Source organism: Nocardia sp. BMG51109 (assembly GCF_000526215.1).
GTDB lineage: Bacteria > Actinomycetota > Actinomycetes > Mycobacteriales > Mycobacteriaceae > Nocardia.
Map to the genome: position 1 here is coordinate 6,173,717 of NZ_JAFQ01000004.1, position 22,972 is coordinate 6,196,688.

The following is a 22,972-nucleotide window of genomic DNA, read 5'->3' on the forward strand; positions in this document are numbered from 1 at the left end:
CCCCGTAACCGTTACGGGCGCAAGTGTTTTCCCGCTCGGCTCGGCACCTGGCCGCTGCCCGGCGTCACGGGGATCCGCGGGATCCACGCGTCGTCCAGCGCGGGCAGCTGCCGGCGCACCTCCGGCAGCAGGTCCGGGACGGTGAGCAGGACGCGGTCCGGCCGGGCGGCGAGCAGTTCGTCCGGTGTGATGATCGGAATGTCGGTGCCGGGCATGCGGCGGCCCTGTTTGGCGGGCGCCGCGTCGGCGACGCCCGCCAGCAGCGCCCGCGTGAGCCCGGCGCGCGCGAACAGCGCGACGGCGCGCGACGCGGCACCGTACGCGTAGATCCGGTTCCCCTGCGCCGCTTCCTGTTCCAGCCACGCCACCAGATCGTGCGCCTGCCGGTCGGCGGCCTCCTGCAGCGGCCCGAGCGCGGCCGGATCGGTGAGCCGGCTCTCGATGGTGAGGATGCGCCGCACCGAGGCATCGGGTTCGACCCGGCGGGGCACGGCCGCGATCATGACCGAACCGCCGTAGAGATCGAACTCCCAGGCGGTCGCGGGCCACAGCCCGGTGCCGCCGAGCAGCCGCCGCAGCGCGGTCAGCGAGTAGTAGGCGAAATGCCCGTGCCGCAGGGCATTCCACTGGCGTTGCGCCACGATCGTGGCCAGCGAATGGAACTGCAGCAGCAGTACGCCGTCGCGGCGGGTGGCGGCCGCCCGGTCGGCGACGGCGGCGCGCTGGTCGGGTTCGTGCATCAGGCCGAAGGTGTCCAGCACCACATGAGCGGGCCGGGAATGGATTTCGGTGAAACCGCGCGCCGCGAGCAGCGGCAGCCAGGTGCCGCCGTGCGGGCTGCCGAATTCGCGGGCCGTGCGGCCGCGCAACCACCCGGCGCCGCCGACCAGGTCGACGGCGGCGGCGGCCTGATCGCGCAGCGCCTGCGGCTCGATGCCGCTCGGCTCGGCGACCCGGGTGTCGTCCTCGGCGAGCTGGGCGAGCCCGCAGCGCCGGCACAGGTCCATCGCCAGTGCGTGCCGGGGATCGGCCGATACCGGCACGGAGATCGACGGAAAGTGGTCGGCCGCCGGCGTTTTCCCGAGATCCAGCACCCGGGTGAGTTCGGCGCCGCGGCACGAGCGGCAGCTGCGCCCGGTCATGATCCGGCGCTCCCGAGGGCGGCCCGCAGGGCCGCCCAGCTGCCCGCGCCGCGGTCACGGGCGGAGACGGCCGTCACCGTCGTCGGCCACGCGATGGCCAGGTCGGGATCGTCGTAGGCGACGGCGAGGTCCTCGGCCGGGTCGTGCGGGCGGTCGATGCGATAGCAGACATCGGCGGAACCGGTGAGCGCCTGGAAGCCGTGCAGGAATCCGGGCGGAACGTAGAGATGACGGAAATCGGCGTCGTCGAGCAGGAATTCCTGCCGCCGCCCGAAGGTGGGCGAGGCGGGCCGGATATCGACGAGCACGTCGTGCACCGCACCGTGCGCGCAGCGCACCAGCTTGGCCTCGCCGCGCCCGGACCGCCCGTGCAGTCCCCGGACGACGCCGCGGGCCGAGCGGGACTGCGAGTCCTGCACGAATGCCGCTGCCGCGCCGGGCATCCCGAGCCGGGCGTCGAATTCACCGGCGTCGAAGGTGCGGGTGAACAGGCCGCGGTGGTCGCGGACCGGGTCCGGGACCAGGACCAGCACGTCGGCCAGCTCGGCCTGCTCGATGCGCACGTCTCACGCACCGATCCGGACGCGGCGCAGGCTCTCGTCCAGCAGGCCGGCGTCGCGCAGTGCCCGCAGGCGGGCCAGCCGGGTGAACCGGGTGGTGAAATCCTCGGCGGTGAGGCCGCGATCGAGGTATTCGCGGGCCAGCTCGACCGCGCCGTCGGCCACCCGCCACTGCGCGGCGAAGCCCAGCTCCGTGCGCGCCCTGGTGAAGTCGACCCGATAGGAGCGCGGATCGGCGCCGGTCTCCCCGGTGATCACCAGCTTCGATCCGGGCACCGCGTCGACCACCGCCCCGGCGATCTCGGCGACGGTGAGGTTGTCGGCCTCGTCGCCGATGTTGTAGGCGCGGGCGGAGATTCGCTCGGCGGGAGCGGTCAGGCAGGACTCGAACGCCCGCGCGATATCGGCGGCGTGCACCAGCGGCCGCCACGGCGTGCCGTCGGAGAGCACCCGCACCTCGCCGGTGAGCACCGCGTAGCCGACCAGGTTGTTCAGCACGATATCGGCCCGCAGTCGCGGCGAGAATCCGAAAGCCGTTGCGTTGCGGAGGAATACCGGGCAGAACCCGGCATCGGCCAGCGCGGCGACGGCGGCCTCCACCCGCACCTTGCTCTCGGCATACGGGGTGAGCGGGCGCAGCGGCGCCTGCTCACCGACCAGGTCCTCGCCCGCGGCGCCGTACACCGAGCACGTGGACGCGTAGAGGAACCGGCGCACCCCGGCGGCCTTGGCGAGCCGCGCCAGCCGCACGGACGCGTGCAGGTTGATGTCATAGGTGATGTGCGGCGCCAGCGCGCCCAGCGGATCGTTGGACAGCGCGGCGAGATGGATCACCGCGTCGAAGCCGGCCAGCCGGTCGGCGGTCACCTCGCGCAGGTCGGTCTCGATACCGGGCGGATCGTCCGGGGGCGGGCCGAGCACGCAGTCGGCGTAATAGCCGATGTCCAGGCCGGCGACCTCGTGCCCGGCCTCCCGCAGCACCGGCACCATGACCGTGCCCAGATATCCCTGATGCCCGGTGACGAGCACACGCATCTCACACACCTCCGAATACGACCGCGGCCTTGTCGACGACGAACCCCTCGGCGTGCGCGGCGCGGCACTGCACCCCGCGCAGCCGGGACAACCCGAGAAACGCCTGCTCGTCGAACCAGTCCCGATCCCGTTGCGAGGGGTAGTACTTGGCGAGCAGCTCGGCCTTGCGCCGGGCGGTCTCGGCCGACAGCGGCACGAACAGCGTCGGCCGCGGCGTATCGGTCTCCCACTTCGGGATCTCGTACCCCAGCGTCAGGTGATCGCGGAACTCGGTGGGCGTCAGCTCGGCAACCAGGCGATGGTCCTGGTGGGCATCGCCGGGTTGCGGCGCGAACACCAGGTCGGGGCTGCTGTGCCGGCGCAGCCGCGCGACGGCCTCCTTCGCGGCGCCCCAGTGCGCCGGCGTGCCTCCGTCGGGCAGGTCCAGCACGGTGACCTCCAGATCGGCGCCGGGACAGAAGGCGCCGAGCGCGGCCTGCTCCTCGGCTGCCCGCGGCCCGCCGCCGCCACACAGGACGAGCGCCCGGACCCGCAGCCCGGCAATGCTTTCGGCGAGGGTGAGCAGCGTCCCGCCGAGACCGATGGCCAGATCGTCGCAGTGCGCGGCCAACAGCGCGATCTCGCGCACCCGCGCGGTCATCCTCAACATGGTGTGACCTGCTGCTCCCACACCATCCACGGCCGATCGCCGCCGTGGTAGGCGGCGTCCAGCTCGGCCCGCTCCTTGAAGGTGTCGGCCGGTTTCCAGAATCCGCGATGCTGGTAGCCGAGCAGGCGGCCGCGGGCGGCGAGCGCACCGCAGGCGTCCGCCACCAGGTCGCCGCCCGGGGGCAGCAGGTCGAGGACCTCCTGGGTGAGTACGAAATAGCCGCCGTTCTCCCAGATCGGCAGGTGCGATACCGGCGTGATGTTCTCGACCTCGCCGCTCTCGGTCACATCGACGCAGTGGAACGACGATTGCGGCGGGACGATCATCATCGAGGCGGCGGCGCCGGCGGCGACGCACTTGTCGATCATCTCGTTCAGCGGTGCGTCGGTGAGCACATCGGCGTAGTTGGCCAGGAAGTACTGCTCGCCGGCCAGATGTCCGCGGACCCGGCGCAGCCGCTCGCCGATCGCGGACTCGAGGCCCGTGTCCACGAAGGTGATGGTCCAGTCGCTGATATCGGAGGCGAGCAGTTCGACCTGCCCGGACCGGATGACGAAGTCGTTGGAGGCCGCCTCCTCGTAGGTGAGGAAGTAGTTCTTGATATGGGACGCACCGTATCCCAGGCACAGGATGAAGTCCCGGTGCCCGAAGTGCGCGTAGTAGCGCATGACGTGCCAGATCAGCGGCCGCGGCCCGACCATCTGCATGGGCTTGGGCACCGGATCGCCGGAGCCGCCGCGCATGCGCATACCGTAACCGCCACAGAACAGAACGACTTTCATCTCCGGCCCCCGGAAAAATCGGCGTGATGCAGGACGGGCAGCGGATACACGAGCTCCGCGCCCCGGTCGCCGAGAGTCCGCAGCTGCGCGGTGATCTCGGCCTCCAGATTCCACGGCAGCGCCACCACCACATCGGGCCGGTCGGCGTCGAGGTGTTCGGGCGGATGGATCGGGATCCGGGTGCCCGGGGTGTAGCGGCCGTGCTTGTACGGGTTGCGATCGACGGTGTAGGCCACCAGGTCCGGGCGGATGCCGCAGTAGTTCAGCAGCGTATTGCCCTTGCCCGGGGCGCCGTACCCGGCGACCCGGCGGCCGGCCGCGCGACGGTCCAGCAGGAACCGCAGCAGGTCGTGCCGGACCCGCTCGGCGCGGGACTGGAGACCGGAATAGCCTGCGGCACCGTGTAATCCGGCGTCCTTCTCGACCTTCAACAGGTCGGCCACCCGGCCGCTGGGGGACGTGACGGCCGCGGGCCGGGCCCACAGCCGCAGCGAACCGCCGTGCGTGGGCAGCAGTTCCACGTCGGCCACCGCGAGTCCGGCGGTGGCCAGCGCGCGCTGCGCCGACAGCAGCGTGTAGTACTGGAAGTGCTCGTGGTACACGGTGTCGAACTGACCGAGCCGCACCAGATTCAGCGCGTGGTGCACCTCGATCGACAGCCAGCCGTCGTCGGCGAGCAGTTCCCGCAGCGAGCGGGTGAAGCCGAGCAGATCCGGCACGTGGGCGTAGACGTTGTTGGCCACCACCAGATTCGCCGGGCCGTATTCGGCGCGGATCTTCGCCGCCAGCTCCTCGTCCAGGAAGGCCGTCACGGTGGGCACGCCCCGCTGCCGGGCGGCGGCGCCGACGTTGACGGACGGCTCGATGCCCAGGCAGCCCACGCCCGCCTCGACCGCGTGCCGCAGCAGGTAGCCGTCGTTGCTGGCGACCTCCACGATCAGCGCGTCCGGGCCCAGTCCGAGGTCGGAGATCGCCTGGGTGACAAAGCGTTTCGCATGGTGCACCCAGCTGTCGGAGTAGGACGAGAAGTAGGCGTACTCGGTGAACGTCTCGGCCGGTGTGATCAGCGCGGGAATCTGCAGCAGCAGGCAGTCCTCGCACAGGCGCAGGTGCAGGGGATAGGCCGGTTCGGGCAGATCCAATTCCGCGACCGTGAGGAACTTTTCACAAGGCGGCGTCGCACCGAGATCGAGCACGCTGACCAATCGGCCGGAACCACAGAGGCGGCAACGCACGAGAATTCTCCCTTTCGCCGGGCCACCGGCGAAGATGCCGTGACGACCATGAGGTCGGCGTCGACGATTCTTACGTTACAACATGATTCACGGGTTCTTCGCCGGGTTTCTCCGGGCGCGGAAGCGGCATTCGGTTGGTTTCGCCCCCGCGCTTCCCGGACGTTCCTGGCAGCTATCGGGTGAATCGTGCACAGAAAATGCTCGCTCCGAGAAACTCGGCCTGTTCACCCAGTGCAACAATGGATTTCGTCATTCATCGAGAGGACTTAGGTCCCAAAGAAATCCGGATGGTTTGTTTTCTGTTACTGCCGAGATATCGGTACAAAAAGAATTTGGAACGGTGCGCTGTGCAAATTTGGTAGATGCGCGAAACGGGGTGACCCAGTAACATTCGCATCCGGGTCGGCGAAACATCATGGCACCCAACGGTGGTGATGATGTTGACGCCCGAGGGGAAATCGGTCATCGGAGATCGGAACCGAGTTTCTCCTGTGGGGGAGGTATTCATCCATGAGTTTCGGACCTAGCGCCGACGCGGTCGTGCGTGTGACGGGTATGCCGCGGTCGGATCGCGAACGGTGGCAGGCACAGTACACCCGGCGGCTGTGGGCCGGCGATCTGCTGGTGGTTGCCGCGGCGATCGCGGTGGCCCAGGTGATCCGCTTCGGCGGCCCCGGTGATCCGCCGCTGGCCACCACGCTGCCGCTGGAGGTGCGCTACACCGCGGTGTCGGTGTTGCTGGGCCTGATGTGGGCGGCCTTCCTGGCCGGCGCGGGCACCCGGTCGCCGCGCGTGATCGGCAGTGGCACAGAGGAATACCGCCGGCTGGTGGACGCCACGCTGCTGCTGTTCGGCCTGATCGCCATCCTGTCGCTGATCTTCGGTTTCGCCGTCGCCCGCGGCTACCTGGCGATAGCCCTGCCGCTCGGGCTGGTGGGGCTGATCGTGCAGCGGCGGCTGTGGCGGCGCTGGGTGACCGTGCACCGCCTGGCCGGGCGGTGCGAGACCAGGGTGCTGGTGGTCGGCGGGCGCGGCGCCGCGGCGGCGGTGGTCACGGCGTTCTCCCGCAACCCGGAGTCGGGCCATCGCGTCGTCGGCGTCTGCACGCCCGACGGGAACACCCCCGGTCTGGAGATCGACGGCCGCACGATACCCGTTGTGGGAGACGATCGTTCGGTGCTCGAGGCCGTGCTGGCCACCGGCGCCGACACGGTGGCGGTGACGGCCACCGACAATCTCGGCCCGGCGGACTTCCGGCACCTGGCGTGGGAGCTGGACCGGCCGGGCGTCGAACTGATCGTCGCGCCGGGCCTGGTCGACATCGCCGGCACCCGGGTCACCCACAAGCTGGTGGCCGGCATGCCGATGGTGCACGTGGAGAAGCCGCAGTACGACCGCGCCGGCTCGATCGGCAAGACGCTATTCGATTTCTGCTTCGCCGCGAGTGCGATGCTGGCCGTCGCGCCGGTGCTGCTCGCTATCGCGGTCGCGGTGAAGCTCACCAGCGCGGGCCCGGTGTTCTACCGATCCGAGCGGATCGGGCGCGACGGCCGGCCGTTCCGGATGATCAAGTTCCGGAGCATGTACGTGGACGCGGAGGCGCACGCCACCGCGCTGATCGAGGCGAGCGGCGGCAACCCGCTGTTCTTCAAGATGCGCAAGGATCCGCGGGTCACGCCGGTGGGCCGGATCATCCGCCGCTACTCGCTGGACGAGCTGCCGCAGTTCTTCAACGTGCTGCGCGGCGAGATGAGCGTGGTCGGCCCGCGCCCGCAGGTGCGGCGCGAGGTCGACAGCTACGACGGCATGATGCGCCGCCGGCTGCTGGTGAAGCCCGGGCTGACCGGGCTGTGGCAGGTCAGCGGCCGATCCGACCTGTCGGTCGAGGACGCCATGCGGTTGGACCTGTCCTACGTGGAGAACTGGTCGATGGTGCTGGACCTGCTGCTGATCGCCCGGACGATCGGCGCCGTCTCGCGGGGCGACGGCGCCTACTGAGGGTTGTGCCGGGCGGCACCGGCCGGGAAACGCCACCAGAAGTTGTGCGTAGGCTTACCTAATATGAATGGTGCCCTGGCGATCGACGACAACCGCCTGACTCGGCGCGGACTGCTGGCGGCGGCCGGCGCGGCGGGTGTGGCGATCCTGGCGGCCTGCGGCCGCACCCCGGACGACGATCCGGCCGGCGCGGGCTCCTGGTCGTTCACCGACGACCGCGGGACCGTGGTGCGCGCCGACGGAACGCCGTCCCGCGTGGTCGCCTTCACCGGATCGGCGGCGACCCTGGCCGACTACGGTCTGCAGGATCGCCTGGCCGGCATCTTCGGCGACGTGACGAGGTCGAACGGCGCCAAGTCCGAACTGGCCGGCGATCTCGACATCGGCGGCGTCACCGTCGTGGGCGACACCTGGGGCGAGTTCGATATGGAGAAGTACGCCGCCCTGGAACCCGACCTGCTGCTGACCGATATGTACGTGCCCGACCGGCTCTGGTATGTCCCCGACGAGAGCCGCTCGAAGATCGAGTCGATCAACCCGAACGTCGCGGTGATCGAGGTGACCGAGCACTCGCTGCTGGAGAGCATCGGCCGCTACGAACAGTTGGCGGTGGCGCTCGGCGCCGACCCGGCCGCCGCGGCGGTGACGCAGGCGCGAGCGAGATTCGACGCCGCGGCGCGGGCCGTGCGGGAGGCCGCGGCGGCGAAACCCGGCTTGCGCGTGCTGGCCGCGTCGGCGGCCCCGGACACCTTCTACGTCTCCGATCCGCGGGTCTCGGCGGACCTGCGCTACTTCCGCGACGAACTGGGCGTGCCGCTGATCATCCCGGAGCGGGTGGACAGCGGCAACTACTTCCAGTCCCTGAGCTGGGAGAATGCCGACAAGTACCCGGCCGACCTGATCCTGCTCGACAACCGGACCAGCACCCTGCAGCCGGACGCGCTGACCGGAAAGCCGCTGTGGCGTACGCTGCCCGCGGTGCGCACCGGGTCGATCACCGAGTGGAGCCCGGTCTTCCGGTATTCCTATGCGGGCATGGCGCCGCTGCTGGAGCGGCTGGCCGCGGCCGTGCGCTCGGCCGTCCCCGCCGCCTGAGCGGATCCGGGCTCGTCGAGGGGGCGAGACAAAAAAGTGAACATCATTTAGTAAAAGGTGTTCACAAGGCGAGGTGTGGTGTGGTTCACTCCCAGTGAAACGTGTTCCAAAGGAGGTACCGTGTCCGCCGTGTCAGCCCCGACCATCTCGCACGACTTCGACTTCACCGACCCCGACCTGCTCTCCACCCGCCTGCCCATCGAGGAGTGGGCGGAGCTGCGCCGCACCGCGCCGGTCTGGTGGGTCGACCAGCCCGACGGAGTCAGTGGCTTCGACGACGGGGGGTACTGGGTCGTCAGCAAGCTCGACCACATCAAGGAGATCTCGAAGAGCGGCGAGATCTACTCCACCAACGCCAACACCGCGGTCATCCGGTTCAACGGCGAGATCACCCGCGACGAGATCGACATCCAGCGCGCGATGCTGGTGAACACCGATCCGCCGGCGCACGACAAGCTGCGCCGCATCATTTCCCGCGGCTTCACCCCGCGCGCGGTGAACAGCCTGCGCGACGCGCTGCGCGAGCGCGCCGAGCGAATCGTGCACGAGGCCAAGAAGACCGGCGGCGGCGACTTCGTCGAGCAGGTGGCCTGTGAGCTGCCGCTGCAGGCCATCGCCGAACTCATCGGCGTGCCCCAGGCCGACCGCGGCAAGCTGTTCGAGTGGTCCAACCAGATGATGGGCTACGACGACCCGCAGTACAAGGACAGCTACCGGATGGCCAACGCCGAGGTCATGGGCTACGCCTGGAATCTGGCCGAGGAGCGCCGCAAGTCGCCCGCCGACGACATCGTCACCCAGCTGCTCAGCGCCGACATCGACGGCGAGGCCCTCGGTTCCGAGGAATTCGCCTGGCTCGTCATCCTGCTGGCCGTGGCCGGCAACGAGACCACCCGCAACGCCACCACGCACGGCATGAAGGCGTTCGTCGACTTCCCCGAGCAGTGGGAGCTGTACAAGGCCGAACGGCCGGGCACCGCACCGGACGAGATCGTCCGCTGGGCGACGCCGGTCATCGCCTTCCAGCGAACGGCCCTGCAGGACACCGAGATCGGCGGCCAGCCGATCAAGAAGGGTCAGCGGGTCGGCCTGTTCTACGCCTCGGCGAACTACGACGAGGACCGGTTCGACAACCCCTTCGAGTTCAACGTGCAGCGAAACCCCAACCCGCACGTCGGATTCGGCGGTACCGGCATCCACTACTGTGTCGGCGCCAACCTGGCGCGGCTACAGCTGGACCTGATCTTCAACGCCATCGCCGACGTGATGCCGAACTTGCGTGAGATTTCCGCGCCGGTGCGGCTACGCTCGGGCTGGTTGAACGGAATCAAGAGCTGGCAGGTCGCATACGAATGAGGCACGGCATGAGCGGTCAGGGCCGGAGACGGCAGCGGAGCGTCACCACGGAGGCCCCCGCTCATGCCAAGATGGGCACGGCATGAGCGGTCAGGGCCGGAGACGGCAGCGGAGCGTCACCACGGAGGCCCCCGCTCATGCCAAGATGGGCAGGGCATGAGCGGTCGGGGCCGAGGGGCGGGAGTGGAGCGTCACCGCGGAGGCTCTCGCTCATGCCACGACGAACAGGGCATGAGCGGTCGGGGCCGCAGGCGGTGGCGGAGCGTCACCGCGGAGGCCCCCGCTCGTGCCACGACGGATACGGTATGAGCGGAGGCAGGGAGGCGATGGCCCGCGACGCCGTGCCGGGTTCCGCTCGTGCGAATAAGGGGCACAACATGAGTCAGCCCGCACGCCGGGGCCGGATGCCCGCGGTGACCGACGCGGACATCCGGCGGGTGGCGAGGGCGCTGCTGGTGGATCAGGGCCCGGAGGCGGTGACGCTCCGGGCCATCGCCCGCGAGCTGGGCATCACCGCCCCGGCGCTGTACCGCTACTACGGTTCGCACGAGGAGCTGGTGGCGGCGCTGCGGCGGGATATCTGCGCCGATCTCGCCGCCGAACTGGCCACCCAGGTGGCGGAGCTGCCCGACGACGGCGTGGTCCAGTTGTTCGCCATCTGCAAGGGATTCCGGCACTGGGCGCTGGCGCACGCGCGCGAGTTCACGCTGGTGTTCGCCTCGCCGACCGGCGAAACCGGCAGTGCCATGCGGCAATTCGACGAGCCGTTCGGCCGGATCTTTCTGCAGGCGGCCGGGCGGTTGCTCACCACCTACGACATCGCGACCCCGTCGGCCGAGGCGATTCCCGGTGCGCTGCGCGATGATCTGGTCGGCTTCCAGAGCGAGTTGCTCGCGGTGCTCGCCGAATCCGGGCAGAAGTTCCCCGCCGAGAAGCTGGATCTCGGCGTGACGTATCTCATGATCACCTTCTGGGCCCGGCTGTACGGTCACGTGACGCTCGAGGTGTTCGGCAATTACCCCATCCCCGTGCGGGATTCGGATGCGCTGTTCGACGCGACACTGGCCGACCTGGCTCGCACGATCGGCCTCGAAGGAGACTGAGCCGGCCTGCGGCTTCCAAGGAGACCGAGTCGGTCTGTGGTTTCGGAGGGGCTGGGTCGGTCTGTGGTCTCGGAGGGACCGAATCGGCCTGCGGCCTCGGACGGAGACTGAGCCGGCCCGCGGTACCGGTGCTCACCGAGCCGATGGCGCGGGCCGGGATCGAATCCCTACTGTCCGGGGCCGATCGACGGCCGCCGAATTCCCTGGAACCGCCGCAGGATTCGCGGCTGGCGTAGGAACCGGGCGCACCATTCGCCGAGCGTGACGCCGGCGGCCAGGGCGCAGCTGATGCCGACGGCCGACAGCAGCTGGTTCAGGCCGAGCAGCTGCTGGTTGTTGAGCAACGCCGACAGTCCTCGGTACACACCCAGACCGGGGAGCAGGGGCGTGATGCCGGCGACCGCGACGACCAGCGGCGGGGTGAGCGCGCGGCGTGCCATCAGACCACCCGCCAGGCCGACGACGGTCGCGGCCACCGCCGAGGACAGCACCGGCCCGAAGCCGGCGTACTGCGCGAACAGGTAGCAGACCGTGGCCGCGGCACCGCTGATCGCCGCGGCGGCCAGGGCCCGCTTCTCCGCGTAGCAGGCCAGCGCGAAGGCCAGCGAGGCGATCGCACCGGCGGCGATCTTGAGCGCGAGACTGTCGATGTCGAGTGCGGCCGAATAGATGTCGATGTACGGCGACTCGGCGTTCAGCATCGTGGCCGCACGCAACGCGAGCACCACGCCGGCGATGATGCCGCCGGTCATGACCATCAGTTCGAGCAGTCGCGCGGCCCCGGTGATCGGCGCGCCGGTGATCGCGTCCTCGACCGCGCCCACCAGGCTGAGACCACTGAGCAGCACGGTGATTCCGGCCGCGACGATCAGCGACGCATTGGCCTCGATGTGGCTGCCGAAGGTGGCGAGCAGGATCGCGGGCGCGGTGGCGATCGCGCCGCCGACCAGATGCTGGAAGAAGAACAGCAGCCCGCGGCGGTTGAGCGAGCGGTTGACCCGGTCGATCGAGGCCGTGGTGAGGAAACTCACCGCGGCGACCAGTGCGCCACCGCCGAGTAACAGCGAGATGGCGGCGGCCATCAGCGACCACCCGAACGTGGCCACCCAGCGGTTGTAGGGGTGCGGCGCCTTGGTGATGGCATCGAGCGCGGCATGCGCCTCGTCCGGCGGGACCAGCTCGCGGCGGATGCGGCGGGTGAGCCGGTCGACGGCGGCCAGCCGGGTGAAGTCCAGCGAGCGGTAGTTGACCACCCGCATGGTGGTCGCCGGCGGCAGCGTCGGCCCGCGGTCGGCCGAGATACGGATCGCGTTGTAGGTGACGTCGATATCGCACTGCGACAAACCGTATGTGGCGGCGATGAATTCGACCTGCGTCTTGGTGTCGGTGACCGCGGTGCCGGAGGCCAGCACCACCTCGCCCACGCGTTCGGCGAGTTCCAGCACCTCGGTGACCCGGGCGTCGTCGGTCAGATCGATCGGCTGCAGCGGCGTCGGCGCCTCGACCACCGTGTCGACGGTGGCGCGCCGGTCGGCGACGATCAGGTCGACGATCTTGGTCACGACGCGCCGCACGCGCGACTCCTTCGCAGGAGCCGGTGCGTAACGGATCACCACCGTCTCCACGTCATCGCTCACATCTTGCAAGGTAGATGCTGGTTGCGATTCCGTCAGCCGTGAGGTGCGGGCGGTGGTCATGGTCACAGTGTCGGATTGGTCTCGGGGATGTGTAGAGCCCAGGTGGGGCCGGTTGAGAAGGGGTTCGGATCGCACACCGGGCCATCGGTCATGGTGGATTCGGTATTACATACCCTTGCCGATATCGATGTGACGGGCTATGCAACGGCCCGGCGACACCGCCCGGTGTCCTCGGTTACGGATCGGCAACTCGGCGGCTTCGGGCGCTATCGTCGTGGCATGGCCACCGAGAACTCGACCGCGGACCACCTGCGAGCGGCCCTGGACGGCCCCTGGCGAGACGTCCGCGAGCAGGCGCGCCGGCAACTCTGCGACGACCGGCTGTTCGGCGACCCGCACTTGGACTACCGGGCCGCCCGCGCGCGGACCCTCGAGCAGATGCGCCTGGTCGCCGAATTGGGTTATGCCGAAAAGGGTTTCCGGCTGGAGAACGGCGGCACCGGCGATCCCGGCGGCGCGGTGACCGGCCTGGAGATGCTCGCCTACGCCGATCTGTCGCTGTGGGTGAAGTCCGGCGTGCAGTGGGGCCTGTTCGGCGGCGCGGTGGAGAACCTCGGCACCGAACGCCACAGCGACGTCGTCAAGCGCCTGCTGCCGCTGGACCTGCTGGGCTGCTTCGCGATGACCGAGTCCGGGCACGGCAGCGATGTGGCGAACCTGGAGACCACCGCCACCTACGATCCGGCGACGCGCGAATTCGTCGTGCACAGCCCCACCGCCTCCGCGCGCAAGGACTACATCGGCGGCGCCGCCGAACACGCCCGGATGGCCGCGGTATTCGCGCAGCTGATCACGCAGGGCGAGAACCAGGGCGTGCACTGCTTCCTGGTGCCGATCCGCGACGAGCAGGGCCGCGATCTGCCCGGCGTGACCACCTCCGACTGCGGTCTCAAGGGCGGTCTGCCCGGCGTCGACAACGGGCGGATCCTGTTCGACCGGGTGCGGATCCCGCGGGAGAACCTGCTCAACCGCTACGCCGACGTGGAGCCGGACGGGACGTACTCCTCCAGCATCGATACGCCGGGCCGCCGCTTCTTCACCACGCTCGGCACGCTGGTGCGCGGGCGGATCAGCGTCGGCGGGGCGGCCGCCGCCGGCGCGCGGGTGGCACTGAGCATCGCGCTGCGCTACGCCGAGCGGCGCCGCCAGTTCGCCGACCCGGACAGCGGCGAGGAGACCCTGCTGCTGGACTACCGCAGCCATCAGCGCCGGCTGCTGCCGCACGTCGCCCGGGCGTTCGCGCTGTCGTTCGCGCAGAACGACCTGGTGCGGCGGATGCACACGGTGCAGACCGGACAGGACCTCGATCCGGGCGCGCAGCGGGCGCTGGAGAAGCGGGCGGCCGGACTCAAGGCCGCGCAGACCCGGCACGCCACCCGGGCCATCCAGGAGTGCCGCGAATGTTGCGGCGGCGCGGGCTATCTCACCGAGAACCGGCTGGTGACCCTGAAGGCCGACACCGACGTGTTCACCACCTTCGAGGGCGACAACGTGGTGCTCACCCAGCTGGTCGCCAAGGAGTTGCTCACCGCCTACTCCGACGAGGTGCGCGATCTGGACGCGCTGGGCTGGGTGCGCTTCGCCGCGACGATGGGCCGCGACGTGGTGCGCCAGGGCACCGGCGTGCGCCAGCTCATCCAGCGCCTGCGCGACCGCTCCGACGAGGGCGTGGACGACGGCGACCTGGCCCGCCGCTCGGTGCAGCTGCAACTGTTCGCCGACCGCGAGGACTATCTCGTGCGGACCGCCGCGCACCGGCTGCGCGCCCGCGCCGGCGAGACCGGTCCGTTCGAGGCGTTCAACAACGCCCAGGACCACATCCTGACGGCCGGCGAGGCGCATATCGACCGCCTGGTCCTCGAGGCGTTCATCGAGGGCATCGCCGAGATCGACGACCCGGACGCGCGCGAACTCGCCGACACCGTCTGCGACCTGTTCGTCTTCTCCTCGATCGAGCAGCACCAGGCGTGGTACATCATGCACCGCTTCATGTCCGTCGAGCGCGCCAAGGCCGTCCGCCGCGGCGTCAACGAACTGGTCGACCGCCTCCGCCCGCACGCCACCACCCTGGTCGACGCCCTCGGCGTCCCGCGGGACATGCTGCACGCGGCCATGCTCGACGACGCGAGCGTCCACCAGGGCGAGTAGACCCGCACGCGCCCAACCGAACTCGTCCACCACCGCAACTGTGCATCGACTGCCGAACAGCGGGTGCACGCCCGCTCAGGACGATGCCTTCCTCGTCGGCGGCTGCGCCGGTGACGTGGCGGGGATCGCTGCCCGGCCGGCCTGTACGCCACGCGACACAACTGGTCGGCGGCGACACCGCGTTCGCGCCGCGGGACCGACTCGCAGGTACGGGCGCGGCTGCCTGGTTGCGTGAGCCGGGCGCTACCGACTGGTGGCTCACCGCAGTCGCGGAGATCTCGGAACTCGTGGGACGCACTGTCTTGTGCGGCGCATCGTGGTGCACACCATGACGGCTTGTTACCGCACGGCTGAGGTGGCGGGAGCGGCTGGTTATCGTCGTGCGGTGGATCGATCGCTCGTTGTCTCACCGCGGCAGGCCGCGCTTCCGGCGGCCGTGGCGCTCGGTGTGCTGGTGACCGTGCTGCTGCCGCTGACATTTCCGGGTGGGGGTGGGCCGACGGGGTTCGATCGTGTTGTGGGGGAGTGGGTGGGTGAGGTGCTGGGTGCGCATCCCGGTGTCTTCGAGGTGCTGGTGATTCCCAGCAACGCCGCCGTGCTGCTGCCGCTGCTCGCGATCGGGGCGGTCCGGTACGCCGTGCGGCGGGAGTGGTGGAGCACCGGTTTTCTCGTCGTGGCGCCGGAGCTGGCGGTCGCGGTCAACACCTGGGTGCTGAAACCGTTGTGGGGCAGGCACCTGGACGACTATCTGGCCTACCCGAGCGGGCACGCCGTGCACTTCGTCGCCCTCGCAACGGCTTTCGTGCTGGTCTGTCCGGACCGGCGGGTGCGGGTCGCGGCGGGTGCGGTCGCCGCGGTGCTGTTGACCGGGGTGGCGATCGGCATGGTGGGGCTGGGCTACCACCATGCGACCGACGTCGTCGGCGGGACGGCGGCGGCGATCGCCCTGGTGACGGCGATGTATCCCGTGCCGGGCCGGTTCGGCCGGGTGCTACTCAGCCGGGCGAGTAAGTGAGAAGCTGGAACACGAACCAAATCACCCACGCGACCGCGATCACCATGCCCATCGCGAGGGCGATGCGCAGCAGCGCCCGGCCCATGTCGACCCGCTCGGCCTCCTTGGGATACAGCTTCCACGGGCTGTACCAGGGCATCGTTATCGGCAGCGGCCCGGCGTACTCCTGCTCGGCCTGCGCCTTCTCCTCCAGATAGGTCTCGGCCTGGGCCTGCTGCGGGCCGCCGTACCACAGCGTGATGTCCACCGGCCCGCCGAAGCCCTCGCGCTCGAGGTCCTGCGGCGCCGGCAGATACGGCAGGATGCCCAGGCCGCGGAAGGTCATCGCGATATCGGTCGTCGTCCACTGCGCGCGGCCCTGCGAGGCCAGCGTCTTCAGGTAGTCGGCGAAGCGGCGCGGATCGTCGCCGAGCACCACCTCGAAGCTGGGATCGTTCCACAGCTGCCGGATCCGCAGATCCGAACCGTGCGGCGGCACCACCAGCACCGCCCCGTGCACCACCCGCTGGCCCAGTCCGCGCTCGGACAGCCAGCTCTGCAGCGCGTAGGTGTGCTCGTGCGACTTGTCCACCGGCGTGCGGCGGTCGCCGCCCTCCAGCGCCACAGCCTGGTTGCCGACCCGCCAGGGGCCGCTCAGCGGCACCTCCAGTTCGCCGGAGGCCTTCGCCGCCAGCGCCTCGGCCTCGACCACCACGCAACTGGTCGGTGTCCAGATCACCGCATCGAACTGATGCAGCCGATCGTTGTGGAACAGGCTGCAGTTCACGGTGGCCACGCCGTGCGGATCACCCGGGTTCTTCCAGGTGCGCAGCCAATCGATCAGCGCCCGCTCGGCCAGGGTGCCGGCGGCATTCTGCACTCGAACGAGCATTGGCGACCAGCCCTCCTGCTGTAGCGACTCGGTACCGAAAGCATAAGTGCCCGCGCCGGATCGGGTGGGGACGCGGGCCCGCGTGTAGGCGTTCCGGCGCCCGGCGCCGGCGAATCGGCCGCGCCCGCAACCCTCGTCCGGGCATGCCTGCCCTCGTCGTTTCGCCGTGTTCTCGACCTTGATCCCACCGGACGGCCCGGCCGCAAGCACGCCGGCGAAACCCCGCCGGGCGTACCGGATCAGCTGGTCGGCACCGCCGGATCCGCCGGCGCGATGGGCAGCCGCAGCGCACCGGGTGCCGCGGCCGGAACCGCGGGCCGGCCGGGCGCGACGGGTGCGAGCCGCCGGTACGGACGGCCCAGCCCGGGACGCGGATCGGCCTGACCCTTGTTGGGCCAGAACGCCATCGCGCGCTCGGCCTGCGCGGTGATGGTCAGCGACGGGTTCACGCCCAGGTTGGCCGTCACCGCCGAACCGTCGGCGATGTGCAGGCCCGGATGGCCGAACACCCGCTGGTACGGGTCCACCACGCCGCTCTCGGGCCCCTCGCCGATCACGCAGCCGCCGATGTAGTGCGCGGTCGCCGGGATGTCGAACACGTCCATGACCAGCCCGTGCACATCGCCGTTCACCTTCTCGCCGAATCGCCGTCCGACGTCGTGCGCCAGCGGGATCCAGGTCGGATTCGGTTGTCCCGTCCCCTGTTTCGTCTTCAGCTGCCCCCAGCGCCGGAACGAGGTCAGCGAGTTGTCCAGCGACTGCATGACCAGCAGGATCACCGACCGCTCCGACGCGTGCAGGGCATTGAGGCTGCGCAGGAACACCATCGGATGCAGCACGATCGCCAGCAGGAACCGCAGGAACCGGAACGCGCCGCCGTCCACGATCGGCACCGACATCGGGAACAGCGCGTTCTGCCCGGCGCCGTAGTGGCACACCTCGACGTGGGTGTCGGGTTCGGGGTGGATCGAGGAGGTGATGGCGATGCCCTCGGCGAAATCGCTGCGCTCCCGGCTCACCACGTTGAGGATGGCCTCGGAGTTACTGCGGGTCAGCTCGCCCAGCCGCGGCGACAGATTCGGCAGCACCTGGTCGTCGCGCATCTTGTGCAGCAGCTTCTGGGTGCCCAGCGCGGCCGCGGCGAACACCACCTGCTCGGCGGTGAAGGTCTTGCGGCCCTTGCGGACCCAGCGGTCCGACCGCCGCGTCTCGACGGCGTAGCCGCCGCCGGTCATCGGGCGGACCCGGGTCACGGTGGTCAGCTCGAACACCTTCGCCCCGCCCTGCTCGGCCAGATACAGATAGTTGGTCGGGGTGGTGTTCTTGGCGTTGTGCGGGCAGCCGGTGAAGCAGCGCGCGCAGTGGATGCAGCCGCTGCGGCGCGGGCCGACGCCGCCGAAGTACGGATCGTCGACCTCGGTTCCCGGATCGTCCTCGTTGAAGAACACGCCGACGTTGGTCGGGTGGTAGGTGTCGCCGACGCCCATGTCGTCGGCGATCGAGCGGATCACCTCGTCGGCGGGCGTCACCCTGGGGTTCGGCGCCACGCCGAGCATGCGGGTGGCCTGGTCGTAGTAGGGCGCCAGTTCGGAGCGCCAATCGGTGATGTGCGCCCATTGCGGGTCGCGGTAGAAGGCGGGCAGCGGCTCGTAGAGGGTATTGCCGTAGATCAGCGAGCCGCCGCCGACGCCGGAGGCGGAGAACACGGCGCACTTGCCGAGCAGGCTGATCCGCTGCGGCCCGGTCAGGCCCAGCCGCGGCGCCCAGATCGACTTGCGCACATTCCAGTTGGTCTTCGGAATGGACTCGGCGGGCCAGCGGCGGCCGGATTCGAGTACGGCCACGCGATAGCCCTTCTCGGTCAGCCGCAGGGCGCTCACGCTCCCGCCGAACCCGGAGCCGATCACCACCACGTCGTAGTCGAAGTCGGGCATGGTCTTCCTCTCGTTCCGGCCGTACTGCAATGAAATGATTGCCAACTCATTCTTTCACCTGGACCGCGCTCCCCGAAGCCGCCCGAACATATCGTGCCCCCACGACAGTTCCGGCGTGCCCGTATGGCGCTGTCGTGCCGATTGGGGTAAGCAACAGCTGTGATGAGCGAACCCACCGGACCGGCGGACGGCGGGGCGGACCGCATCCTCACCGTGCCGAACGCGCTGAGCGTGCTGCGGTTGATCGGTGTTCCGGTGTTCCTGTGGCTGCTGCTGGTCGTGCGCGCCGACGGCTGGGCGTTCGCACTGCTGATCGCCAGCGGCGTGACCGATTTCCTGGACGGCAAGCTGGCCCGGCTGCTGGACCAGTCGTCGCGGCTGGGTGCGCTGCTGGATCCGTTCGTGGACCGGCTGTACCTGGTGGCGACGGTGGTCGGCTTCCTGGTGCGGGGCATCCTGCCGTGGCCGATCGTGCTCGTGCTGGTCGCCCGCGATCTGGTGCTGGCCGCGGTCCTGCCCGTCTATCGCCGGCGCGGGCTGCCCCCGCCGGAGGTGATCTATCTGGGCAAGGCCGCCACGTTCGCGCTGATGTCCGCGTTTCCGTGGCTGCTGGCCGGCTGGATGGACTGGCCGCTCGCGGGTTTCGGCCGGGCCTTCGGCTGGGCGCTGCTGATCTGGGGCACGGCGGTCTACCTCTGGACCGGCGTCCTCTACCTCGGCAAGGCCGTGGCGGTGGCCCGCTCGATACCGGCGGTGCCGCACGAAACCCGGGAGCCGATACAGTGATCACGACGCCTGAGAAGACGCCACCCGTGAAAGGACCGTATCTGTGAGTGACCTTCCCGAGGATCTGCGCTACACCGAGGAGCACGAGTGGGTGCGCCGGGTCGGTCCCACCCGGGTGCGGGTGGGGATCACCGATTACGCCCAGTCACAGCTCGGTGACGTCGTGTTCGTGCAGCTGCCCGCGGTCGACAGCGAGGCTCCGGCGGGCGAAGGCGTCGCGGAGGTGGAATCGACCAAGAGCGTGTCCGACATCTACTCGCCGCTGAGCGCGAAAGTCGTTGCGGTGAACGAGGATCTCGACTCCGCGCCGGAGACGCTGAACAGCGATCCGTACGGGGCGGGGTGGCTGTTCGAGCTCGAGGTCGACGATGCCGCGAAGCTCGACTCGATCCTCGCCGAATTACTCGATGTCGCAGGTTATCAAGGAGTTATCGGGGGCTGAAGCGGCCTTCACGGTTCTACCTGCACGGGGTCGGCCCGGCAGGGTACGGTCAATGCCAACAGATGTGCCGGCGGCCGGTGCCGGGAATCTGCCAGGTTTCTTCCAGACGCGACAGCCGGTCGCGTTGGGTAATGGTGGTCACGGCGTCCGGGATGCCTGTACGGATAATCGGTTCGAGGAGGAGAGCAAGGGTGAGCGAGAACAAAGACCCGGGTTACGGGGAGAGCGCGGCCGAAACCACTTCGGTGTTCCGCGCTGACTTCCTCAACGAGGTCGACGCGTCGCGCACCGGGGAGCCGACCGGCGAACAGCCGGTCCAAGGGGTCGAGGGCCTGCCTCCGGGCGCTGCCCTGCTGGTGGTCAAGCGTGGCCCGAACGCGGGCTCGCGATTCCTGCTGGACCAGCCCACCACCTCGGCGGGCCGCCACCCCGACAGCGACATTTTTCTCGACGATGTCACCGTCTCCCGTCGCCACGCGGAGTTCCGCCAGGACGACGACACCTTCCAGGTGGTCGATGTCGGCAGCCTGAACGGCACCTACGTCAACCGGGAGCCGGTGGACTCCTCCGAGCTGCAGAACGGCGACGAGGTCCAGATCGGCAAGTTCCGCCTGGTGTTCCTGACCGGTCCGCGTCCCGCCCAGAACGATTCCGCGGGCGCTCTGTAAAGCGGGTCGGTACGAAGCGATGACAGGCGCAGCGCAGCAGTGGACCCGCGGAGGAATGTCGATCGGCTCCGTGTTGGACCTGCTGCGCCCGGATTTCCCCGACATCACCATCTCGAAGATCCGCTTCCTCGAATCCGAGGGGCTGATCAGCCCGGAGCGCACGCCCTCGGGGTATCGGAGGTTCTCGGTCGCCGACGTCGAGCGGCTGCGGTTCGTCCTGACCGCCCAGCGCGATCAGTACCTGCCGCTGAAGGTGATCAAGGAGCAGTTGGAGGCGATCGACAGCGGCGTCGCGACGCTCGGGGTGCGCGAGGCGCGCGCCCGGGCGGCCGACGGCATCGGTGCGGAGGGGTCGGGGCGTGCGCCCGACGCGCCGCCCCCATCCGACGGTCCGACTCCGCCCCGGAGGCTAGGTGTGGTTCCCGGTGAGGTGTCGCCCGAAGAGCTGCGGTTCGACCACGAAATCCGCATCACCCGAGCCGATCTGCTGGAGCAGGCCGGCATCGATGAGAAGTTCCTCTCCGAACTGATCCGCGCCAACCTGATCACCCCCGGCGCGGCCGGATTCTTCGACGCCGAGGCGGTGCGGCTGGCCCGTACCGCCCAGGCGCTGAGCGAATTCGGTTTGGAGGCGCGTCATCTGCGCGCGTTCAAGCTGGCCGCCGACCGGGAGGCGGCGATGGTCGCGCAGATCGCGGCCCCGATCGCGAAGAGCCGCGACGCCGACGCGCGCGCCCGCGCCGAGGAGACGGTGCGTGAGCTCGCGGCGCTGTCATTGACCTTGCACACCAGCCTCGTCAAGACAGCGGTGCGCGGCGTACTCGGTAGCTGAAATCTTCGCCTAGACTCGGTGATACGGCCGACCCCATCGTGCCCGTGGGTAGGTCGGCGAGCATGGGAGGCAGTGCGATGAGTGAAATGCGTGTGATCGGCATCCGTGTCGAGCAGCCCCAGAACCAGCCCGTGCTGTTGCTCCGCGAGGTGGACGGCGACCGGTATCTACCGATCTGGATCGGGCAGGCGGAGGCGACGGCAATAGTCCTGGAGCAGGAGGGCGTCACGCCCGTCCGCCCGCTGACACACGACCTGATCAAGATCCTGATCAGCGAACTCGGGCACACCCTGAAGGAGGTCCGGATCGTGGATCTGCAGGAGGGCACGTTCTACGCGGACCTGGTGTTCGAGAACGATCTGCACATCTCGGCGCGGCCGTCGGATTCGGTGGCGATCGCGCTGCGCGTCGGTTGCCCGATCTACGCCGAGGAGCCGGTGCTCGAGGAGGCCGGGCTGGTGATGCCCGACGAGCGCGAGGACGAGGTGGAGAAGTTCAAGGAATTCCTGGAATCGGTGTCTCCCGATGATTTCAAGGCCACCGACAGCTGAGTCCCGCGCGTCGTTCCGGCGTGTCGCCGGCCTGGGTCCGCCGATCGGGGTCCGGGCCGAAAAAGACGCCCCGACCGGGTGTAAACCTTACGTAGAGGTCTAGAAACACGCCGCCCGCGAAGCTTGGTCCGGTGTCGTCACTGCCGGGACAATCGAGGGGAGTAGCCTCGACAGTTAGGCCGTTGCCCGGCATCGGTGAGCAGTGAGGGAGTAGTCAGTGGGAGACAAACCGCACCAGACCGGATCTGATGCGCGGCCCGTCGCGGGATCCGATGCGCGGCCCGCCGTTGGATCCGATGCGCGGCCCGCCGCGGTGGTACAGCCTGGACTGTTCCCCGACGATACGGTGCCCGACGACTTGGTAGGCTACCGGGTTCCCAGCGCATGCCAGGTGGCCGGCATCACCTACCGCCAGCTCGATTACTGGGCCCGCACGGGCCTCGTCGTCCCGTCCATCCGCAGCGCCACCGGATCGGGCAGTCAGCGGCTCTATTCCTTCAAGGACATCCTGGTCCTCAAGATCGTCAAGCGGCTGCTGGACGCGGGGATATCGCTGCAGAACATCCGCATCGCGGTCGACCATCTGCGCAGCCGCGGCGTCGAGGATCTGGCCGGCATCACGCTGTTCTCCGACGGCACCACCGTCTACGAGTGCACCTCCCCAGAAGAGGTCGTCGATTTACTGCAGGGCGGGCAGGGCGTCTTCGGCATCGCCGTCAGCGGCGCCATGCGCGAGCTGACGGGCGCCATCGCCAATTTCCCGGCCGAGCGCGCGGAGATGTCCACCGCGAGCGACCGCCCCGAGGACGAGCTGGCCTTCCGCCGCAAGGCCCGGATGAACCGCAAGACGGGCTAGCGGCGCGTACGAATCGCCACGCCGGCCGGATGTGACAGTGCGATCCCGGCCCGGTAACACGGCGGACACCGGATTCGGCATAAACTAGGCGGTGCGTCGCCGCCGTGCGGGAGAGTTCCGGGTTTCCGGACGCCGAAGGAGCAGCACCTCCCCGTCAATCTCTCAGGCAGCAAGGACCGCACGGACTATCGGCGCCTCTGGAAAGTGGTGGCTGCCG

21 protein-coding genes and 1 riboswitch are annotated in these 22,972 nt (G+C 69.4%); of the genes, 12 read left to right on the plus strand and 9 right to left on the minus strand.

Annotated features, from left to right (window positions below):
• Nucleotides 1–11 precede the first annotated feature (11 nt).
• From D892_RS0129375 to D892_RS0129400, 6 genes are read right to left on the minus strand one after another with little or no spacing between them, the layout of a single operon-like run.
• Nucleotides 12–1,142 (minus strand): transferase, encoded by a 1,131-nt coding sequence (locus tag D892_RS0129375; protein WP_024804664.1) that lies wholly within the window; start codon nucleotides 1,140–1,142, stop codon nucleotides 12–14.
• Complete coding sequence (locus tag D892_RS0129380; protein ID WP_024804665.1) at nucleotides 1,139–1,705, minus strand: dTDP-4-dehydrorhamnose 3,5-epimerase family protein; 567 nt, start codon at nucleotides 1,703–1,705, stop codon at nucleotides 1,139–1,141. Before D892_RS0129380 ends, D892_RS0129375 begins: the two co-directional genes overlap by 4 nt.
• A gap of 3 nt (nucleotides 1,706–1,708) precedes the next feature.
• The gene (locus tag D892_RS0129385; protein ID WP_024804666.1) at nucleotides 1,709–2,737 is read right to left on the minus strand and encodes an NAD(P)-dependent oxidoreductase; all 1,029 of its coding nucleotides are present in this window, start codon (nucleotides 2,735–2,737) and stop codon (nucleotides 1,709–1,711) included.
• Nucleotide 2,738: 1 nt separating this feature from the next.
• Nucleotides 2,739–3,386, minus strand: coding sequence for a PIG-L deacetylase family protein (locus D892_RS0129390; RefSeq protein WP_024804667.1), 648 nt, complete (start codon nucleotides 3,384–3,386; stop codon nucleotides 2,739–2,741).
• Entirely contained in the window at nucleotides 3,380–4,168 is a 789-nt protein-coding gene (locus D892_RS0129395) for a glucose-1-phosphate cytidylyltransferase (RefSeq protein WP_024804668.1), read from the minus strand. Before D892_RS0129395 ends, D892_RS0129390 begins: the two co-directional genes overlap by 7 nt.
• On the minus strand, nucleotides 4,165–5,403 hold the full coding sequence (locus D892_RS0129400; RefSeq protein ID WP_024804669.1) for a class I SAM-dependent methyltransferase: 1,239 nt from the start codon (nucleotides 5,401–5,403) through the stop codon (nucleotides 4,165–4,167). The genes D892_RS0129395 and D892_RS0129400 overlap by 4 nt, the downstream gene beginning before the upstream one ends.
• Nucleotides 5,404–5,913: 510 nt before the next feature.
• Here D892_RS0129400 and D892_RS0129405 point away from each other — a divergent pair.
• The 4 genes from D892_RS0129405 (at nucleotide 5,914) to D892_RS0129420 (ending at nucleotide 10,955) form a co-directional block, all read left to right on the plus strand.
• A complete protein-coding gene (locus tag D892_RS0129405) occupies nucleotides 5,914–7,401 on the plus strand; it encodes a sugar transferase (protein ID WP_024804670.1) in 1,488 nt (495 codons plus the stop codon).
• A gap of 63 nt (nucleotides 7,402–7,464) precedes the next feature.
• Complete coding sequence (locus tag D892_RS0129410; protein ID WP_024804671.1) at nucleotides 7,465–8,496, plus strand: ABC transporter substrate-binding protein; 1,032 nt, start codon at nucleotides 7,465–7,467, stop codon at nucleotides 8,494–8,496.
• A 129-nt stretch (nucleotides 8,497–8,625) separates the two neighbouring features.
• Nucleotides 8,626–9,852: a cytochrome P450 gene (locus D892_RS0129415; RefSeq protein WP_024804672.1), complete on the plus strand. Its 1,227-nt coding sequence runs from the start codon at nucleotides 8,626–8,628 to the stop codon at nucleotides 9,850–9,852.
• A 377-nt stretch (nucleotides 9,853–10,229) separates the two neighbouring features.
• Nucleotides 10,230–10,955 (plus strand): TetR/AcrR family transcriptional regulator, encoded by a 726-nt coding sequence (locus D892_RS0129420; protein WP_024804673.1) that lies wholly within the window; start codon nucleotides 10,230–10,232, stop codon nucleotides 10,953–10,955.
• Between the two features lie 167 nt (nucleotides 10,956–11,122).
• Here D892_RS0129420 and D892_RS0129425 read toward each other — a convergent pair whose 3' ends face one another.
• Entirely contained in the window at nucleotides 11,123–12,529 is a 1,407-nt protein-coding gene (locus tag D892_RS0129425) for a threonine/serine exporter ThrE family protein (RefSeq protein ID WP_024804674.1), read from the minus strand.
• Nucleotides 12,530–12,871: 342 nt separating this feature from the next.
• Between D892_RS0129425 and D892_RS0129430 the strand changes: the two genes are divergently transcribed.
• Both D892_RS0129430 and D892_RS0129435 read left to right on the plus strand, forming a co-directional pair.
• A complete protein-coding gene (locus D892_RS0129430; RefSeq protein ID WP_024804675.1) occupies nucleotides 12,872–14,800 on the plus strand; it encodes an acyl-CoA dehydrogenase in 1,929 nt (642 codons plus the stop codon).
• Between the two features lie 385 nt (nucleotides 14,801–15,185).
• Nucleotides 15,186–15,815, plus strand: coding sequence for a phosphatase PAP2 family protein (locus D892_RS0129435; protein ID WP_024804676.1), 630 nt, complete (start codon nucleotides 15,186–15,188; stop codon nucleotides 15,813–15,815).
• Here D892_RS0129435 and D892_RS0129440 read toward each other — a convergent pair.
• Together D892_RS0129440 and D892_RS0129445 are read right to left on the minus strand one after the other, a co-directional pair.
• Nucleotides 15,796–16,686: a nuclease-related domain-containing protein gene (locus D892_RS0129440; RefSeq protein ID WP_024804677.1), complete on the minus strand. Its 891-nt coding sequence runs from the start codon at nucleotides 16,684–16,686 to the stop codon at nucleotides 15,796–15,798. The genes D892_RS0129435 and D892_RS0129440 overlap by 20 nt on opposite strands.
• 239 nt (nucleotides 16,687–16,925) lie before the next feature.
• A complete protein-coding gene (locus D892_RS0129445; RefSeq protein WP_024804678.1) occupies nucleotides 16,926–18,620 on the minus strand; it encodes a GMC oxidoreductase in 1,695 nt (564 codons plus the stop codon).
• 162 nt (nucleotides 18,621–18,782) lie between these two features.
• Between D892_RS0129445 and D892_RS0129450 the strand changes: the two genes are divergently transcribed.
• The 6 genes from D892_RS0129450 (at nucleotide 18,783) to D892_RS0129475 (ending at nucleotide 22,755) form a co-directional block, all read left to right on the plus strand.
• Complete coding sequence (locus D892_RS0129450) at nucleotides 18,783–19,406, plus strand: CDP-alcohol phosphatidyltransferase family protein (protein WP_024804679.1); 624 nt, start codon at nucleotides 18,783–18,785, stop codon at nucleotides 19,404–19,406.
• A 43-nt stretch (nucleotides 19,407–19,449) separates the two neighbouring features.
• Nucleotides 19,450–19,848: a glycine cleavage system protein GcvH gene (gcvH, locus tag D892_RS0129455; protein ID WP_024804680.1), complete on the plus strand. Its 399-nt coding sequence runs from the start codon at nucleotides 19,450–19,452 to the stop codon at nucleotides 19,846–19,848.
• Between the two features lie 191 nt (nucleotides 19,849–20,039).
• Complete coding sequence (locus tag D892_RS0129460; protein WP_024804681.1) at nucleotides 20,040–20,516, plus strand: FHA domain-containing protein; 477 nt, start codon at nucleotides 20,040–20,042, stop codon at nucleotides 20,514–20,516.
• Between the two features lie 55 nt (nucleotides 20,517–20,571).
• Nucleotides 20,572–21,348 carry a MerR family transcriptional regulator gene (locus D892_RS0129465; protein WP_198037181.1) on the plus strand — a complete coding sequence of 259 codons (777 nt, stop codon included), beginning with the start codon at nucleotides 20,572–20,574 and terminating at the stop codon, nucleotides 21,346–21,348.
• Between the two features lie 77 nt (nucleotides 21,349–21,425).
• A complete protein-coding gene (locus tag D892_RS0129470) occupies nucleotides 21,426–21,899 on the plus strand; it encodes a bifunctional nuclease family protein (protein ID WP_024804683.1) in 474 nt (157 codons plus the stop codon).
• A 217-nt stretch (nucleotides 21,900–22,116) separates the two neighbouring features.
• Nucleotides 22,117–22,755, plus strand: a complete 639-nt coding sequence (locus D892_RS0129475) for a MerR family transcriptional regulator (RefSeq protein WP_024804684.1) — start codon at nucleotides 22,117–22,119, stop codon at nucleotides 22,753–22,755.
• A 97-nt stretch (nucleotides 22,756–22,852) separates the two neighbouring features.
• A riboswitch (glycine riboswitch) is annotated at nucleotides 22,853–22,944 on the plus strand.
• The last annotated feature ends 28 nt before the right edge of the window (nucleotides 22,945–22,972 follow it).

Coding starts and splice junctions, on each gene's coding strand:
- D892_RS0129420 (WP_024804673.1), top strand. CDS start 10,230: ATGAGTCAGCCCGCACGCCGGGGCCGGATGCCCGCGGTGACCGACGCG.
- D892_RS0129390 (WP_024804667.1), bottom strand. CDS start 3,386: ATGTTGAGGATGACCGCGCGGGTGCGCGAGATCGCGCTGTTGGCCGCG.
- D892_RS0129375 (WP_024804664.1), bottom strand. CDS start 1,142: ATGACCGGGCGCAGCTGCCGCTCGTGCCGCGGCGCCGAACTCACCCGG.
- D892_RS0129405 (WP_024804670.1), top strand. CDS start 5,914: ATGAGTTTCGGACCTAGCGCCGACGCGGTCGTGCGTGTGACGGGTATG.
- D892_RS0129440 (WP_024804677.1), bottom strand. CDS start 16,686: ATGCTCGTTCGAGTGCAGAATGCCGCCGGCACCCTGGCCGAGCGGGCG.
- D892_RS0129450 (WP_024804679.1), top strand. CDS start 18,783: ATGAGCGAACCCACCGGACCGGCGGACGGCGGGGCGGACCGCATCCTC.
- D892_RS0129410 (WP_024804671.1), top strand. CDS start 7,465: ATGAATGGTGCCCTGGCGATCGACGACAACCGCCTGACTCGGCGCGGA.
- D892_RS0129430 (WP_024804675.1), top strand. CDS start 12,872: ATGGCCACCGAGAACTCGACCGCGGACCACCTGCGAGCGGCCCTGGAC.
- D892_RS0129395 (WP_024804668.1), bottom strand. CDS start 4,168: ATGAAAGTCGTTCTGTTCTGTGGCGGTTACGGTATGCGCATGCGCGGC.
- D892_RS0129445 (WP_024804678.1), bottom strand. CDS start 18,620: ATGCCCGACTTCGACTACGACGTGGTGGTGATCGGCTCCGGGTTCGGC.
- D892_RS0129470 (WP_024804683.1), top strand. CDS start 21,426: ATGAGTGAAATGCGTGTGATCGGCATCCGTGTCGAGCAGCCCCAGAAC.
- D892_RS0129385 (WP_024804666.1), bottom strand. CDS start 2,737: ATGCGTGTGCTCGTCACCGGGCATCAGGGATATCTGGGCACGGTCATG.
- D892_RS0129465 (WP_198037181.1), top strand. CDS start 20,572: ATGTCGATCGGCTCCGTGTTGGACCTGCTGCGCCCGGATTTCCCCGAC.